At 43.3% G+C, this 17270-nt stretch carries 15 protein-coding genes and 1 tRNA gene; 13 read left to right on the forward strand and 3 right to left on the reverse strand.

The genetic code is table 11. From position 1 onward, the window contains the following. Positions 1-187: 187 nt before the first annotated feature. From EJN84_RS04945 to EJN84_RS04955, 3 genes are all read right to left on the reverse strand, one after another. Positions 188-493 (reverse strand): Dabb family protein, encoded by a 306-nt coding sequence (locus tag EJN84_RS04945; protein WP_129594375.1) that lies wholly within the window; start codon positions 491-493, stop codon positions 188-190. 93 nt (positions 494-586) lie between these two features. After that, complete coding sequence (gene rpsT / locus EJN84_RS04950) at positions 587-841, reverse strand: 30S ribosomal protein S20 (protein WP_101486347.1); 255 nt, start codon at positions 839-841, stop codon at positions 587-589. A gap of 31 nt (positions 842-872) precedes the next feature. Continuing rightward, positions 873-944, reverse strand: a tRNA-Glu gene (locus EJN84_RS04955). A 275-nt stretch (positions 945-1219) separates the two neighbouring features. Between EJN84_RS04955 and rpmH the strand changes: the two genes are divergently transcribed. From rpmH to ilvB, 13 genes are all read left to right on the forward strand, one after another. Beyond that, positions 1220-1366 (forward strand): 50S ribosomal protein L34, encoded by a 147-nt coding sequence (gene rpmH, locus EJN84_RS04960; protein WP_129594376.1) that lies wholly within the window; start codon positions 1220-1222, stop codon positions 1364-1366. Positions 1367-1544: 178 nt separating this feature from the next. Next, positions 1545-2234 carry a PASTA domain-containing protein gene (locus EJN84_RS04965; RefSeq protein WP_129594377.1) on the forward strand — a complete coding sequence of 230 codons (690 nt, stop codon included), beginning with the start codon at positions 1545-1547 and terminating at the stop codon, positions 2232-2234. An 8-nt stretch (positions 2235-2242) separates the two neighbouring features. Beyond that, positions 2243-3334, forward strand: a complete 1092-nt coding sequence (locus EJN84_RS04970) for an RluA family pseudouridine synthase (RefSeq protein ID WP_129594378.1) — start codon at positions 2243-2245, stop codon at positions 3332-3334. A gap of 15 nt (positions 3335-3349) precedes the next feature. After that, positions 3350-4333 (forward strand): D-alanine--D-alanine ligase, encoded by a 984-nt coding sequence (locus EJN84_RS04975; protein ID WP_129594379.1) that lies wholly within the window; start codon positions 3350-3352, stop codon positions 4331-4333. A 15-nt stretch (positions 4334-4348) separates the two neighbouring features. Continuing rightward, positions 4349-5518 carry a 1-acyl-sn-glycerol-3-phosphate acyltransferase gene (locus EJN84_RS04980; RefSeq protein ID WP_129594380.1) on the forward strand — a complete coding sequence of 390 codons (1170 nt, stop codon included), beginning with the start codon at positions 4349-4351 and terminating at the stop codon, positions 5516-5518. 20 nt (positions 5519-5538) lie between these two features. Then, a complete protein-coding gene (locus tag EJN84_RS04985; RefSeq protein ID WP_129594381.1) occupies positions 5539-6150 on the forward strand; it encodes a NigD1/NigD2 family lipoprotein in 612 nt (203 codons plus the stop codon). A gap of 626 nt (positions 6151-6776) precedes the next feature. Next, entirely contained in the window at positions 6777-8267 is a 1491-nt protein-coding gene (locus EJN84_RS04990; RefSeq protein WP_394343082.1) for a 2-isopropylmalate synthase, read from the forward strand. A 124-nt stretch (positions 8268-8391) separates the two neighbouring features. After that, positions 8392-9774 carry a 3-isopropylmalate dehydratase large subunit gene (leuC, locus tag EJN84_RS04995; protein WP_129594383.1) on the forward strand — a complete coding sequence of 461 codons (1383 nt, stop codon included), beginning with the start codon at positions 8392-8394 and terminating at the stop codon, positions 9772-9774. A gap of 117 nt (positions 9775-9891) precedes the next feature. Then, the gene (leuD, locus tag EJN84_RS05000; protein ID WP_129594384.1) at positions 9892-10488 is read left to right on the forward strand and encodes a 3-isopropylmalate dehydratase small subunit; all 597 of its coding nucleotides are present in this window, start codon (positions 9892-9894) and stop codon (positions 10486-10488) included. Positions 10489-10513: 25 nt separating this feature from the next. Next, positions 10514-12070 (forward strand): alpha-isopropylmalate synthase regulatory domain-containing protein, encoded by a 1557-nt coding sequence (locus EJN84_RS05005; RefSeq protein WP_129594385.1) that lies wholly within the window; start codon positions 10514-10516, stop codon positions 12068-12070. Positions 12071-12181: 111 nt separating this feature from the next. Next, complete coding sequence (gene leuB / locus EJN84_RS05010; RefSeq protein WP_129594444.1) at positions 12182-13249, forward strand: 3-isopropylmalate dehydrogenase; 1068 nt, start codon at positions 12182-12184, stop codon at positions 13247-13249. Positions 13250-13583: 334 nt separating this feature from the next. Beyond that, positions 13584-15452 carry a dihydroxy-acid dehydratase gene (gene ilvD, locus EJN84_RS05015; RefSeq protein ID WP_129594386.1) on the forward strand — a complete coding sequence of 623 codons (1869 nt, stop codon included), beginning with the start codon at positions 13584-13586 and terminating at the stop codon, positions 15450-15452. 54 nt (positions 15453-15506) lie between these two features. Then, positions 15507-17231 (forward strand): biosynthetic-type acetolactate synthase large subunit, encoded by a 1725-nt coding sequence (ilvB, locus tag EJN84_RS05020; RefSeq protein ID WP_238943927.1) that lies wholly within the window; start codon positions 15507-15509, stop codon positions 17229-17231. Positions 17232-17270: the final 39 nt, after the last annotated feature.

The raw sequence follows: 17270 nt of genomic DNA on the forward strand, positions 1-17270 counted from the left end.
TGCTTTTTTACTTCTTGATTATGAACACATTCATAAATGTATGATGCAGTATTTATTATCGAACAAATTTACAAAAAAATCACCTTAGAGACAAACTTGTTTAGTTTTTTTATAGGTTTGTCTTTGCAATAACAATGAGCAAAAAGTATTTTGAAAATCGCGTTTTTCGCTCCATTTCAGAATAAATTTATATCTCGTAATCGATAGCGGCCCGCCCGGTTCGTACACCGGCGATAAATGCGGCAACCTTCAGGTGCTCGGGGTGATTAGAATATATTTTCAGGTCATCCGGTGAAGCAAATTTGCTATCGAGTATAATATCGTAATTGTCGGGCGACGCATTTTCATCATTCAGATATACATCGATTTCCATAATTTGTGGAATTATGTCTTTCAATGCTTCGAGCTGCTTTTTGATAATGAGCGCATTCTCCCTCTTGTTTCGACCATTGGCTTCGTCTGCCAACCTGAACATGACTATATGCTTTATCATATTTCTTTATTTTTTTAAGCACCAAAAATAGTGGAAAACAATGAAGCCGAACCATTCGGCCCGGCTGCTATGTAAAGTTTTTTACAAATTCCGTTATGATAACTTGCTAATATGAATGGCCAATTTCGACTTCAAATTGTTAGCCTTATTTTGGTGAATTACGTTTTTCTTAGCAAGTTTGTCTAACATGGAGCAAACTTCAGGATACATTTTCTGCGCTTCTTCCTTCGAAGTCAAACTACGCAATTTTCTGATCGAATTTCTTGTTGTACGAGATGCGTAGCGATTGGATAAACGGCGCATTTTTGTTTGTCTGATTCGTTTTTCAGCTGATTGATGATTTGCCATATTTGCGATCTGAATATTTTTTTATTTTTAGTAGCCGATGGGGGAATCGAACCCCCCTTTCAAGAATGAAAATCTTGCGTCCTAACCGATAGACGAATCGGCCTTGCTCTTGTCGAATTTTTAATAATTAAAATAACTCGTTCAATTTGCGGGTGCAAATATAGGTTCTTTTTTTAAAATGGCAAAACTTTTTTGAGGCATTTTTTTCAATTGTTCATTCAACACCGGAAAGCAATAGACCTATTACCCAAATACAATATAAACCAATAGAAATCGCACCCGAATAGTAAGATAAAAGCCGAAAAAATTGGGGGTTCAAAAAAAATTAGTAATTTTGCAGCCCATTCTTCGAATAATAACAACAAAAAATATATAGAAATGAAAAGAACATTCCAACCATCCTTAAGGAAAAGAAGAAACAAACACGGATTCCGTAGCCGAATGGCAACCAAAAATGGCCGAAAGGTGTTGGCATCGCGCAGAGCAAAAGGTAGAGCCAAGCTCAGTGTTGCTGACGAATTTTGAAATTTTCTCTCTACTCATACAAAAGCAGGAACATGTCTTCATATTCTTGCTTTTTTTGTTTTTTTGACCATAACTTTTTCTAAAACTACATATTTGCATCGCTCTGCTTCAATCATTTTTTATACCTTTGCGCAACACAGAACGAAGTTAAAAAAACATTCATACCATTGTGTGTCTTATGAATATTAAATCACCTTTAAATAAAATGTTGGGCGACAGTATAGGGAAAAATTTTCTGGCAATTATTGTTGTAGCATTAGTATTGCTCATTCTTCTTCTTTTTTATTTGAGAGTGTACACACGACACAATCAAAACATTTACGTACCCAAACTCGAAGGATTGCAGATAGAAGAAGCGAGCAGCATTCTCAAGTCTAAAGGCTTGAATATCGAAATAACCGACTCTATATTTCGAAAGGATGCCGTGCCCGGAGCAATCATCGAACAAACTCCAAAACCCAATAGTCGAGTTAAAACAGGTCGTAATATTTATGTTTCAATATATTCAAAAAACCCACAGCAAATTTCAATTCCCGAGCTCGCAGATTACTCCCTGCGTCAAGCAGAAGCTCTACTCTCGTCGATGGGTTTCGACCAATTGTCTATTGAAAAAGTGCCCTCTCAATATGACGGACTTGTGATTGCGGTGGAATATAAAGGTCGTACTTTGCGAGCAAACGAAAAAATACCGGCCGGTGCTCCGCTTACACTTGTGGTAGGAACCACCCAACTTTCCGACTCACTCAATATTGACAATGAGTACATTATTTCTCCCCAAGACAATGTCGATTCGGGAAATCACACTCAATCGCCAAATCGAGTTTTGAAAGAAAACAATTCCACAAAAATTGATGATTCATTTTTCTAATTTCTAAAATGGCTTTGAAGAAAGATTATGAAGAAATAAACGACTTTTCAGAAGAAGAAGACGACATCGTTAATTCTTCTGATGAATCGGTTAAATACGAACATTATAGATTTATTGCAGATAAGGGGCAGGGATTGCTTCGTATCGACAAATTTTTATCGGACAGAATCGAGGGGATTTCGCGCAATCGGATTCAACAGGCGGCCGATGCCGACTGCATTCTCGTAAACAATGTTCCCGTCAAATCGAGTTATAAAGTAAAACCTATGGATGTGATTTCGATTGTGATGGATCGGCCCAAACATGAACTCGAAATCATTCCGGAAAATATTCCCCTTAACATCGTTTACGAGGATGACGACCTAATGGTTGTCAATAAGCCACCGGGAATGGTTGTACATCCCGGACATGGCAACTACACGGGTACACTCGTCAATGCGATTGCTTATTATTTGCACTACGACAATGGCATCAATATTGACGATCCGCGATTGGGGCTTGTTCATCGCATCGACAAAGATACTTCGGGACTCTTAGTAGTAGCCAAAACGCCTGAAGCCAAGACAAATTTGTCGCTCCAATTCTATAACAAAACCACTAAACGACAATATGTCGCACTCGTTTGGGGGAATGTGGAAAACGATGAAGGACGCATCGAAGGCAATATTGGTCGCGATCCAAGAGACCGCATGCTGATGCGCGTTTTTCCGGACGGAGAAATGGGGAAACCTGCCGTTACTCACTACAAAGTGCTGGAAAGATTCGGATATGTAACTTTGGTTCAATGCCGTCTTGAGACCGGACGTACACATCAAATCAGGGTTCACATGAAATATATCGGACATCCGCTCTTCAACGACGAACGATATGGCGGCGACGAAATCCTTAGAGGAACTACTTTTGTGCGATACAAACAATTTGTTTATAACTGTTTTGTAGCTTGTCCACGACAATGTCTGCATGCACAAACTCTCGGTTTCAGGCATCCGCGAACGGGCGAGGAAATGTTTTTTGAAAGCGAAATTCCCGAAGATATGCAGGAAGTAATCAAAAAATGGCGTATTTATACTGCTGCTCGTGAGTTAAAAAAGAAACTCTAATCTTCTAATTATCAAATGAAAAAAAATATAGCCATTGTTTGGGGCGGTTATTCGTCAGAAAAAGAAGTATCCGAAAAAAGTGCCGAAGGCATCTATTCTTTCATCGATAAAGACAAATATAATGCCTATAAAGTAAAAATCGATCGCAAATCGTGGGAAGTGGAACATCGAGGCAATATCTACTCGATTGATAAAAACGATTTTAGTTTCACTGCTGATGGTTGGACGACGAAATTCGACTTTGCTTATATCACTATTCACGGAACACCGGGCGAAGACGGCACTTTGCAAGGATATTTCGATATGCTCGGCATTCCTTATTCCAATTGCGGAGTTCTGGCTTCAGCCGTCACTTTCAGTAAATTCACCTGCAATCATTTTCTAAAAAGTTTTAACATTAAAGTTGCCGATTCGGTAATCCTTCACAAGAACTCAGACTACTCCGCAGACGAAATAGTGCAGCAACTCGGACTACCTTTATTTGTGAAACCGAACGCCGGAGGATCGAGCTTTGCTACCTACAAAGTAAAATCAATTGAAGAAATCGACCCGGCGATTGCAGAAGCATTTGGCGAAGCTTCCGACGTTATTATCGAAAGTTTCGTAAGCGGAACCGAAGTAACGTGCGGATGCTACAAAACCGATAAGGGAACAACCGTCCTTCCAATTTCGGAAGTGGTTACGCACAACGAATTTTTCGACTATAATGCTAAATATAAAGGGCAAGTGGAAGAAATCACGCCTGCCCGTATTTCGGAAGAGTTATCGCAAAAAATTAGCCGCGAAACAATGCTCATCTATGATTTGGTAAACGCAAAAGGCATTATTCGCGCCGATTATATCATTTCCAATGACGAACCGGTCCTTCTCGAAGTGAACACGACACCGGGAATGACTGCTACCAGCTTCATTCCACAACAGGTTGCCGCCGCAAATCTTTCGATGACCCAAGTATTGACCGAAATTATTGAATGTGAATATTATAAACTTAAAAAATAAGCTTTAGTATGCGCTATGGAAAAAGGAAACTCAATCCCGGAAGAATTTGACGACATTCGCCCGTTACTCGATAGCGAAGTAGAGGAAACGATAGAAGCGTTACTAAGTGACAACAAATTCCGGCGCGCGATAGAACCTGTCATAAAACCTCTCACCTGGGAGCAATTGAGCAAAGCGATGAGAGGCTGCAAAACCATTTCCGAGTTTCAAAGCAAAATCATCTATCCAACAGTTCTAAACCTTATTCATAAAACTACCTCAGAATTGATTGGGTTTAATTGGGAACATTTCATGAATGGCAAGAGCCATGTCGTTATCTCCAATCATCGCGACATCGTACTCGATGCTGCATTTCTGAATATACTTTTTTTCGAAAAAAATTTAGGCACCACAGAGATTGCCATCGGCGATAATTTGCTCATCTATCCCTGGATCACCCGTTTGGTTCGACTCAACAAAAGTTTTATCGTCAAACGCGGCGTTTCGATCCGACAAATGCTCGAAACATCGAAGCACTTATCGGACTATATTCATCATACCGTCTGTCAAAGACAACAATCCATTTGGATTGCACAACGCGAAGGTCGCGCCAAAGATTCGAACGACCGCACGCAAACCGGTTTGCTGAAAATGATGACACTCCATGACAGTGCACATCCACTCGACATGTTGCAGGAATTGAACATTGTGCCTCTTTCGATTTCGTACGAATTCGATCCTTGTGATTATCTCAAAGCAAAAGAGTTTCAACTGAAACGCGACAACCCCCTGTACAAAAAAATGCCTGCCGACGATCTGGAAAACATGATTACCGGCATTACCGGATGGAAAGGTCGTGTTCATTTCAGATTTGGAAAAGAAATTAACGAAAAAATTACCCTTTTGAAAGAAATAAACGAAAAAGGAGTTTTGCTGGATGAAGTGGCCAAAATTATCGATGAAGAAATTTATCGGAATTATTCATTTTTTCCATTCAATTATGTTGCATACGATTTGCTTACAGAAACATCGACTTTTGCGGATAAATACACGTCCGATGATGTTGAAAAATTCGAAAACTACCTCAATAATCAAATTCGGAAAATCGATGTTCCGAATAAAGATATCGAGTTTTTACGCTCCAAAATCATCGAAATGTACGGCAACACTCTAAAGAATTTTCTAACAATTTCAACTTCATCATAATCCCATCCCTTTCAGAAAAAATGAAACGTGTGTGTCTCCTGATTGGTTTATTATCTCTCGTGTTTGTAACGGCTTGCGAAAAACAACCCGAGCGCATCGAGGATTATTTTTTGGAATTTGCGACGGTATTGAAATCAAATGGGGAAATAAAGTTCGCATTGGACAATAGAAAAATTCTGATTCCTAAAACCTCGACAAGTTACGATGGAATTAACGGACAACGAGTTATTCTCGACTATACTCCATACAAAGCTGACACCGTGATAGTCAATCGGGTAACCGATATTTTCACATCAACCATTGCAAAAAACGGATTTCCGATACGATGGAGCACTGATCCGGTAAAAATTCAAAGTGTTTGGGTTGGCGGCGATTATTTGAATTTGATTATCGAAATCGAATATCACAGCAAACCGCATACAATAGGGCTATTGCGTGATTTTGAGTTCTCGCAGATAGATTTGTATTTCAGCCATTCACGCAACGATGACCCTCCCGGTTATCCACAAACCATGTATGCATCGTTTTCGCTAAACAGCCTGCGCAATGCCAATGCCTCAAATTCCGTACCTTTCCGCTTTTTTATCAATACCTACGAAGGATTACGCGAATTTAGATTTGAATTGAAATAAAATCCGGCAAAATAGGACACAGGCTCTCTTCTTTTGCTTTGTCTCTCAAAATTTTCTTTCCGCATTTATTAAGCCAATAAGTCACTTTCATGTTGATAGATCGGAAACCAGAACGCCCCCCTTGAATAAATTGGATCGAAATCGCGTGTCAGAAATGTATAGTAATTGCATAAATCAAAATGAAGAATAGGCTGATCGACAAAATTAACGTTGTAGAAATCACCATTTTGGGGATGTGAAACGACATTCTCCGATATGATCAAACGAATAGGTAAATTTTTGATTTAATGCTAATTCGAAATAATTTTGAAATATTAGTTTGAGAGTTTTTCGGGCTAAATAAATTACAAAGTGTAATTTTTTCACTATAAAAATTGAAAAATATTTTGCAGTTTCATTTTTTTGCTTTTTCTTTGTAAGCAAAATTTAGGTTAAGCACTTAAAACACTTATGACCAATAACAGTATTCATATTCTAGTCATTTCCCTAATTCTACTGGACAACTCCGGGAGGTGAGACAGGCATATCGAATACGTAATCATAATAAGAGCAATTAATGATAACCTTTCTCACCACGTGAGAAAGGTTTTTTAATATAAAAACATCGTAATCGAAATATAAAAATAATGGAGCGAATATATGTATTTGACACAACGCTGCGCGACGGTGAGCAAGTTCCGGGATGCCAGCTCAATACAATCGAAAAAATTCAGGTAGCCAAAGCTCTGGAATTGTTAGGCGTTGATATTATCGAAGCCGGATTCCCCATATCGAGTCCGGGCGATTTCAATTCTGTTGTCGAAATTTCGAAAGCCGTCACATGGCCGGTTATTTGCGCTCTTACCCGCGCCGTAGAAAAAGACATCGATGTAGCTGCCGAAGCCCTTAAATTTGCCAAGCGAAAACGTATTCACACCGGCATTGGGACATCGGATTCTCACATCAAATACAAATTCAATTCAAATAGAGAAGAAATTATCGAACGTGCAGTAAAAGCCGTCAAACATGCGCGCAAATATGTGGATGATGTGGAATTTTATGCCGAAGATGCCGGACGAACCGAGAACGAATATCTGGCTCGGGTAGTTCAGGCCGTTGTAGATGCCGGTGCAACAGTCGTTAATATTCCCGACACTACCGGTTATTGCTTCCCCGACGAATATGGCGCAAAAATCAAATATCTGATCGATAATGTGGATTTGAAGAATGCGATTCTTTCCACGCACTGTCATCAGGATTTGGGAATGGCAACCGCAAATACTATTTCAGGGATCATAAACGGAGCACGACAGATAGAGGTTACCGTTAACGGCATCGGAGAACGCGCCGGCAACACCGCACTCGAAGAGGTAGTTATGGCGCTGAAAAGTCATAAAGATCGGGGATTCGATACAAACGTCAATACCAAAGAGATTTATTCCACGAGCAGATTGGTGTCAAGCTTGATGAATATGCCCGTTCAACCGAATAAGGCTATCGTCGGACGAAATGCATTTGCACACTCTTCGGGAATTCATCAGGACGGCGTACTTAAAAATGTTGAAACATACGAAATAATCAATCCACAGGATGTAGGCATTGACGACAATTCAATCGTGCTTACGGCACGAAGTGGCCGAGCCGCTCTGAAAAACAGGTTAAATTTGCTTGGCGTAAAACTCGGAGTGGAAGAACTGGACTCCGTTTATCAAAAATTTTTGGAATTAGCCGACAAGAAAAAAAGTGTGAATGACGATGACATCCTGATGCTCGTCGGGAAAGAATCACGCCTCCATCGCATCAAAATCGATTATCTGCAAGTGCTTTGCGGCATCGGAGTTCGTGATGTTGCCAGTATCGGATTGGATATTTCAGGAGAACATTTCGAAGCATCGGCTACGGGAAACGGACCTGTTGATGCCGCCATTCGCGCAGTTAAAAACATCATCCGCCGAAAGATGACGATCAAGGAATTTCTGATTCAAGCCATCGATCGAGGAAGCGACGACGTGGGAAAAGTGCACATGCAAGTCGAACACAAAGGTTCGGTTTACTACGGATTTTCGGCCAACACAGATATTGTGGCAGCCTCGGTAGAAGCATTTATTGACGCCGTAAACAAATTCACAGACAATTGATCCGAATTATTTTTTAGCAGCCGAAATTCATTTTTCGATTTTCGATTTACATTCAAGACAAGATATTTAATCATTAAAATACAGTAAACGGCAAAGAGTTAAACAACTCGAGCCACAAAAAATTATGAAAACTCTTTTCGAAAAAATTTGGGACGCTCATGTAGTAACAGAAGTAAAAGACGGCCCCACACAATTGTATATCGACAGACATCTGGTGCATGAAGTTACAAGTCCACAGGCATTTGCCGGATTGCGTGCTCGTGGATTGAAAGTGTTTCGCCCCGAGCAAACTACACTCACTGCCGATCACAATATTCCAACCATGCATCAGGATCAACCAATCAGAGACGAGGTTTCGCGTTTTCAAGTGGATACCCTTGCCAAAAACGCACGAGACTTCGGCCTTACCTACTACGGATTGAACAATCCGAAAAATGGGATCGTTCACGTGATCGGGCCCGAAAACGGATATTCACAACCCGGAATGACCATTGTCTGCGGTGACAGCCACACTTCAACTCATGGTGCTTTCGGGGCTATTGCATTCGGCATCGGCACGAGTGAAGTAGAAATGGTGCTTGCTTCGCAGTGTATCCTGCAAACACGACCGAAGACCATGCGGATAAATTTCGAAGGGAAGTTGGCTGACGGCGTTGGGGCTAAAGACATGGCATTATATATGATTTCGCAACTTACTACCGGCGGTGCAACCGGCTATTTCGTCGAATATTCGGGCGAAGCCGTTCGCAACCTTTCGATGGAAGGCCGAATGACATTGTGCAACCTGAGTATCGAAATGGGCGCACGTGGCGGTTTGGTTGCTCCTGACGAAACCACTTTTGCCTATCTGAAAGGACGGGAATACGCGCCAAAAGGCGATAGATGGGAACAAGCCATTGCTTATTGGAAAACGTTGAAAACCGATGAAAGTGCCAAATTCGACAAGGAAGTAACCATCGATGCAACGCAAATCAAACCGATGATCACCTACGGCACCAACCCCGGAATGGGAATGCCGATTGACGGATCGATCCCCGAACTCGAAAGTGTGGACACGGCCGGCAAAATAACATTCGAAAAGGCATTGAATTATATGGGATTCAAGCCCGGAGAAAAATTATTGGGAAAACCAATCGATTATGTTTTCCTCGGAAGCTGCACGAACGGACGTATCGAAGATTTTCGGGTTTTTGCCAATTATGTAAGAGGGAAAAAGAAAGCCGACAACGTAACTGCATGGTTAGTGCCCGGAAGCTGGCAAGTTCGCAAACAAATCGAAGCCGAAGGCCTCGACAAAATACTCGAAGAAGCAGGTTTTGAACTGCGTCAACCCGGATGTTCGGCCTGTCTGGCTATGAACGACGACAAAATTCCTGCAGGAAAATATGCCGTTTCTACTTCGAACCGCAATTTCGAGGGACGTCAAGGTCCGGGTTCCCGAACTATTTTGGCCGGTCCGCTTGTTGCCGCAGCAGCTGCAGTCACCGGGAAAATAAGCTTGCCATAAATTTCATCAAATATAAATAAACAGACTAATATTCAAACCATTTTATTCAATCAATAAACCGAGAGCAATATCAACAATGCCTTAAAAGGCGGCTAATCGGCCAACAATAAAAAAACTATGCAAAAGTTTCAAACCATCACATCTACATACGTTCCACTGCCCATCGAAAACGTGGACACAGATCAGATTATTCCTGCACGTTTCCTGAAAGCCACCACGCGCGAAGGATTTGGCAACAATTTATTTGCCGACTGGCGTTACGACAAGGAGGGAAATCCCAAACCGGATTTCGTTCTGAATGATCCCACCTATAGTGGCGAAATACTGGTTGCCGGAAAAAATTTTGGAAGCGGCAGCAGTCGCGAACATGCAGCCTGGGCTATTGCAGGCTATGGATTCAAAGTTGTTGTGTCGAGCTTTTTCGCCGACATTTTTCGCAACAATGCGCTCAACAACGGCGTTCTTCCGGTAGTCGTAAGCAGCAATTTCCTGAACAGTCTTTTCGAATCGGTTCAAAAAAATCCCAAAGCAACCATCACGGTGAATCTCGAAGCACAAACCATTCGCAACAACGAAACCGGCGAACAGGAATCTTTCGAAATAAATGCATACAAAAAAGAATGTCTGCTGAAAGGACTGGACGATATCGACTACCTACTTTCGAACAAAGACAAAATAGAAACATACGAAAAAAAACGCCCTTTCGTATATTGAAGACGGTACAATTTATAGCGAACTGATGGAAAAAAGAAAAATCGAAATAATGGATACGACGCTGCGCGATGGCGAACAGACATCGGGCGTATCGTTTGCAGCAGAAGAAAAGGTAAGTATTGTCCGTTTACTCATCGAAGAACTCAATGTGGATCGCGTTGAAATTGCTTCGGCAAGAGTTTCGGAAGGAGAATTCAAATCGGTTCAAAAAATAGCCCGATGGGCCAAATCACATGGATATCTTGACAGGATAGAAATTTTGGGATTTATCGACGGAACAGAATCGCTCGATTGGATTACCAATGCCGGCTGCAAAGTGGTAAATTTGCTATGCAAAGGGTCTGAAAAACATTGCACGTTTCAATTGCGAAAAACGGTTCAACAACACGTTACCGACATAAAAAAAGTGATTGCCGATGCGAAAAATCGGGGAATGAACGTGAACATTTATTTGGAAGACTGGTCGAACGGTATGCGTGATTCGCAACACTACGTTTTTGACATGATGGACGAGTTGCAACACGAGCCGATAGACAGATTCATGTTGCCCGATACTTTGGGTATATTAAATCCGGATGAAGCGCGAATCTTTTGTCAAACTATGATCGAACGTTATCCCGATTTGCATTTCGATTTTCATGCCCACAACGATTATGATTTGGCCGTTGCCAATGTGTTCGAAGCAGTAAAAGCAGGTATCGACGGCGTTCATGTAACAGTAAATGGTTTGGGCGAAAGAGCAGGAAATGCCCCGATAACCAGTGTTGTGGCGGTGATCCACGATCAACTAAAACTCCAAACCAATATTGCCGAAGACAAGCTCTATCACGTAAGCAAAATTGTGGAAAGTTATTCCGGCATTCGCATTCCGAACAACAAACCCATCATCGGCGACAATGTTTTCACACAAGTTGCCGGTGTACATGCCGATGGCGACAAAAAGAAAAATCTCTATTTCAACGATTTGATGCCCGAACGTTTTGGTCGTTCACGCGAATACGCATTAGGCAAAAACTCCGGTAAAGCCAACATCGTCAAAAATCTCGAAGCCTTGGGTATCGAAGTAGACGATGAATCGGTGAAAAAAATCACGGAACGAATTATCGAACTGGGCGACAAAAAAGAGCTCGTAAGCCCCGACGAATTACCCTACATCGTTTCGGACGTACTGAAAAATGGCACCGACAATCAGGATATTCAGATGCTCAACTATTCGCTTACGCTCACTAACGGAATGCGCCCCACGGCCACAGTAAAAGTATCGATCAAGGGCGAGGTATATCAGCAAACGGCTGCCGGTGAAGGACAATATCATGCTTTTTCGAAAGCAATGTTCAAAATCTACAGGGATCTCAAGAAGCCCACTCCCGAATTGCTCGACTATGTCGTCGTGATTCCTCCCGGCGGACAGACCAATGCCTATGTGCAAACCATCATCACTTGGAAATTCGATGGCAAAATCTTCAAAACACGAGGTCTGGATGCCGACCAAACAGCCGCAGCCATCAAGGCAACAATGAAAATGCTGAACATGATTGAAAGCGGAAATATTCCGACCATCAATTACATGCAGTTGCCCTGATTCTTTTTCAGAAATATACGTATATAAGCAATTCAACTTAACAATATACCCATAAGAATGTCAGATAATAATTCACAACAAGATTTCAACAAAGCACCGCACAATACCCGAATGACTTTACATATCGCTGTCCTGCCGGGCGACGGAATCGGGCCGGAGATCATGAAACAGGCCTTAGACGTAACAAAGGCAGTCTGCGAAAAATTTGGTCATCAATTGGAATTCGAAGAAGCCCTCGTGGGGGCTTGTGCCATAGATGCCGTTGGCGACCCCTATCCTCCCGAAACGCATGAGCTTTGCATGCAATCGGATGCAGTGCTCTTCGGTGCCATTGGTGATCCCAAATACGACAACGACCCCAATGCCAAAGTTCGTCCCGAACAAGGGTTGCTCCGCATGCGCAAACAGTTGGGCCTGTACGGCAATATTCGTCCCGTAGTCACTTTTCCGTCTCTCATCCACAAATCTCCACTTCGTGCCGAGTTGGTTGAAGGAGCCGATTTTATATGCATTCGGGAACTGACCGGCGGAATGTATTTTGGCCGTCCGCAAGGTCGCAGCGAAGACGGAAACACGGCCTACGATACGTGCATCTACACTCGCGAGGAGATAGAACGCATTCTGCATCTGGCTTATAAATTTGCAGGCCAACGTCGCAAAAAACTTACGGTTGTGGACAAGGCAAACGTCATTGCTACGTCACGTTTGTGGCGTCAGATTGCACAAGAAATCGCCCCGCAATATCCCGACATCGAAACCGATTTTCTTTTTGTGGATAACGCCGCCATGCGCATCATTCAATGGCCTAAAAGTTTCGACGTACTTGTAACCGAAAATCTTTTCGGCGATATTCTCACCGACGAAGCATCGGTCATCACCGGATCGCTCGGGCTGTTGCCCTCAGCATCCATCGGGCTGCACACATCGCTCTTCGAACCCATTCACGGGTCGTATCCGCAAGCTGCCGGAAAAGACATAGCCAATCCCGTCGCCATGATACTTTCGGCTGCACTGATGTTCGAACTTGGCTTCAACCTCATGCGCGAAGGGGCACTCATTCGCGAAGCGGTGAATGCGAGTATGGAGGCCGGCATCGTAACCGAAGATATTGCCGAAGGTGGCAAAGCTTACAAGACAAGCGAAGTGGGAAAATGGATTGTGGACTATATAAGGAAATAAGACGGAACACGCAACACAGCCAAGATCCAAGAATCAAGAATTAGCTGTAGGATTGAACAAATGAGATAGAAGATTTAATTTTTGAGCAATAAGATTGACTAAATGAGATAGAAAATTTAATATTCGAGCAATAGGATTTAATAATTGAGATAAAAGGTTTAATATTCTATCTGTAGGATTGAACAAATGAGATAGAAAATTTAATATTCGAGCAGTAGGATTGAATAATTGGGATAGAAAATTTAATATCCGAGCAATAAGATTGAATAATTGGGATAAAAGATTGAACAATTACGATAAAAGTCTGAAGATATTTTTAAAATAGATGAAAAATATGAATGATCAATCGAATAAACATACGAACCATAACGGCGGCGAAAACAGGCTGAAAAGCCATACCTCCACTTCAGGTCGTTTGATGGCGGGAGCTCGTGCACTTTGGCAAGCAGCCGGCATGAAGCGCGAACAAATGGGCAAACCCATCATTGCGGTGGTAAATTCATTTACTCAATTCGTGCCGGGACACACGCATCTGCACGAAGTGGGGCAAATGGTGAAAGCCGAAATTGAAAAGTTGGGCTGTTTTGCGGCCGAATTCAATACGATAGCCATCGACGACGGCATCGCCATGGGGCACGACGGAATGCTGTATTCGCTTCCATCACGCGATCTGATTGCCGATTCGGTAGAATATATGATCAATGCCCATAAGGCTGACGCGATGGTCTGCATCAGCAATTGCGACAAAATAACGCCGGGAATGCTGATGGCTGCCATGCGATTGAATATTCCGACGGTTTTCGTATCGGGCGGACCTATGGAAGCCGGCAAAATAGGAGACGAACAAGTGGATTTGATCGACGCGATGATTGAGTCGGCCGACGACTCCGTGAGCGACGAACGCATCGCCCAACTCGAAAATCTGGCTTGCCCCACTTGCGGATCGTGCTCGGGAATGTTCACCGCCAATTCGATGAATTGCCTTGCCGAAGCAATCGGGTTGGCACTGCCGGGAAACGGAACAATCGTGGCTACCCACGTCAATCGCAAAGAATTGTTTGTGAAGGCAGCCAAACAAATCGTAGAAAATGCCAATCGTTATTATTTCGACGGCGACGAAAGCATTCTCCCTCGCAATATAGCCACGAGAGCAGCTTTTCTCAATGCCATGACCCTCGATATTGCAATGGGCGGATCTACAAATACTATCCTACACTTGCTTGCCATTGCACACGAGGCCGAAGTATCGTTCACACTCGACGATATCGATGCCTTGTCGCGAAAAGTTCCCTGCATTTGCAAAGTAGCACCCAACACCAAGAAATATCACATTCAGGACGTCAATCGAGCCGGCGGAATTTTGGGAATCATGAAAGAACTGGCAGAGGCAGGACTCGTCGATTCGTCGGTTCACCGTGTTGACGGGATGACTTTATCCGAGGCAATCGAACACTATGACATTACAAAAGCAAATCCGTCGGAAGAAGCCAAAAACATCTATTCGTCGGCACCGGGCAATCGATTTAATCTGGTGATGGGTTCGCAAAATGCACGTTTTAAGGATTTCGATACCGATCGCGAAAATGGGTGCATCCGCAACGTGGCTCATGCCTACACAAAAGACGGCGGATTGGCCATTCTCAAAGGAAACATCGCCCAAGACGGCTGCGTGGTGAAAACGGCGGGAGTGGACGAAAGTATCTGGAAATTTGCCGGAACGGCAAAAGTTTTTCAATCGCAGGAAGACGCATGTCGAGGAATTCTTGACGGAACAGTACAATCCGGCGATGTGGTGGTCATCATTTATGAAGGTCCGAAAGGCGGTCCCGGCATGCAGGAAATGCTCTACCCCACCTCCTACATCAAATCGCGACATCTGGGAAAAGCCTGCGCACTGATTACCGACGGACGATTCTCGGGAGGCACATCCGGTCTTTCCATCGGGCATGTCTCACCCGAAGCTGCAGCCGGTGGAAACATTGCTCTGGTTAGATCGGGCGATATCATCGAAATCGATATACCGAACCGCAGCATCAACCTAAAGATTTCCGACAACGAATTGACCGAACGTCGAAAAGCCGAAGAGGCAAAAGGCAACAATGCCTTTAAGCCGCAGCGCGACAGAAAAGTATCAAAAGCCCTCAAAGCTTATGCACAACTGGTCAGCTCTGCCGATTTGGGAGCAGTCAGACTCATAGACTAAACTTCAATCGGAATCAATTTTAAAACGTCAACAATCAAAATCATATATCATACAATGAAAGAGAATGATACAACAAACGAAATGATCACCGGAAGTGAAGCACTCATTCGCTCGCTGATAGCCGAAGGAGTGAGCACCATATTTGGCTATCCGGGAGGAGCCATCATGCCCGTTTTCGATGCCTTATACGACTGCAAAGACCGAATCAGGCACATCCTTGTTCGTCACGAACAGGGAGCCGTACATGCAGCGGAAGGTTATGCCCGCGCGTCGAAAAAGGTAGGCGTTGCATTGGTAACATCGGGACCGGGCGCAACAAATGCCATTACCGGAATCACCGATGCGTTGATGGACAGTACACCATTAGTCGTAATTTCGGGACAGGTAACTTCTTCGTTACTTGGATCCGATGCTTTTCAGGAAGCGGATGTCATCGGCATCACTCAGCCCATCACAAAATGGGCCTATCAGATTCGCCGGCCCGAAGATATTGCTTGGGCTGTATCGAGAGCATTCTATATCGCCTCGAGTGGGCGGCCCGGGCCCGTGGTATTGGACATTGCAAAAGATGCTCAAACTGGCAAATGCAACTTTTCGTACGAAAAAACAATTTTTCTTCGCAGTTACGAGCCGGTTCCCGAAATCGACCACGAACAAATAGAAGCAGCTGCCGACCTCATCAACCAGGCTAAAAAACCGTTTGCACTGGTGGGACAGGGCGTAACATTGGGAAATGCAGAAAACGAATTGCGTGCTTTTCTCGAAAAAGCCGATATCCCATTTGGCTCAACCATCCTTGGTCTGTCGGCCATGCCATCCGATCATCCCCTCAATTGCGGAATGCTGGGTATGCATGGCAACATCGCTACCAACATCAAAACCAACGAATGCGATGTATTGATCGCCATCGGCATGCGTTTCGATGACCGTGTAACAGGCGATTTGAATACGTATGCCAAACAGGCAAAAGTCATTCATTTCGATATTGACCGCGCCGAAATCAACAAAAATGTCAAAGCAGACGTTAAAGTGTTGGGCGATGTAAAACAAACTTTGCCAAAGGTTACCGAATTGGTGAAACCCGCAAAGCATACCGAATGGATTGAAAGTTTCAAGCCTTTGTACGATAAAGAGTTTGAATACATCATCAGAAACGAACTTTATCCCGATTCGGGTGAAATCAAAATGGGAGAAGTAGTGAATAAAGTGGCGGAAGCTACTCACAATGAAGCCATTTGCGTTACCGATGTGGGACAACATCAGATGATGGGTACCCGATACTTTAAATTCACCCAACCACGCAGCATGATCACTTCGGGCGGATTGGGTACGATGGGGTTTGGGCTACCCGCAGCCATCGGTGCAAAATATGGTGCACCTGACAGAACGGTTGTCGTGTTCGTGGGCGATGGAGGGTTTCAGATGACCATTCAGGAATTGGGAACGATCATGGAAAACAATATTGATATTAAAATTGTCCTGTTAAATAACAATTTTCTGGGTATGGTTCGTCAATGGCAGGAGCTTTTCTTCGACGAAAGGTATTCCGAAACACATCTCAAAAATCCCGATTTCGTCAAAATTGCCGATGCCTACGGAATCAAGGGCCGAAAGGTCACACAACGTGACGAATTGGATGATGCAATAGCCGAAATGCTCTCTCATCAAGGAGCATATCTGCTTGAAGTAGTGGTGGAAACAAAAGGGATGGTATATCCGATGGTCCCGGCAGGAGGGAATATAACGAATATCATACTGGGAAACGGATACAAGATTTAACGGTAGGAAAATTTTCCGGAACAAATAAAATAATAAAGA

Origin of the sequence: Seramator thermalis (genome assembly GCF_004138125.1) — a bacterium.
Lineage (GTDB): Bacteria > Bacteroidota > Bacteroidia > Bacteroidales > Dysgonomonadaceae > Seramator > Seramator thermalis.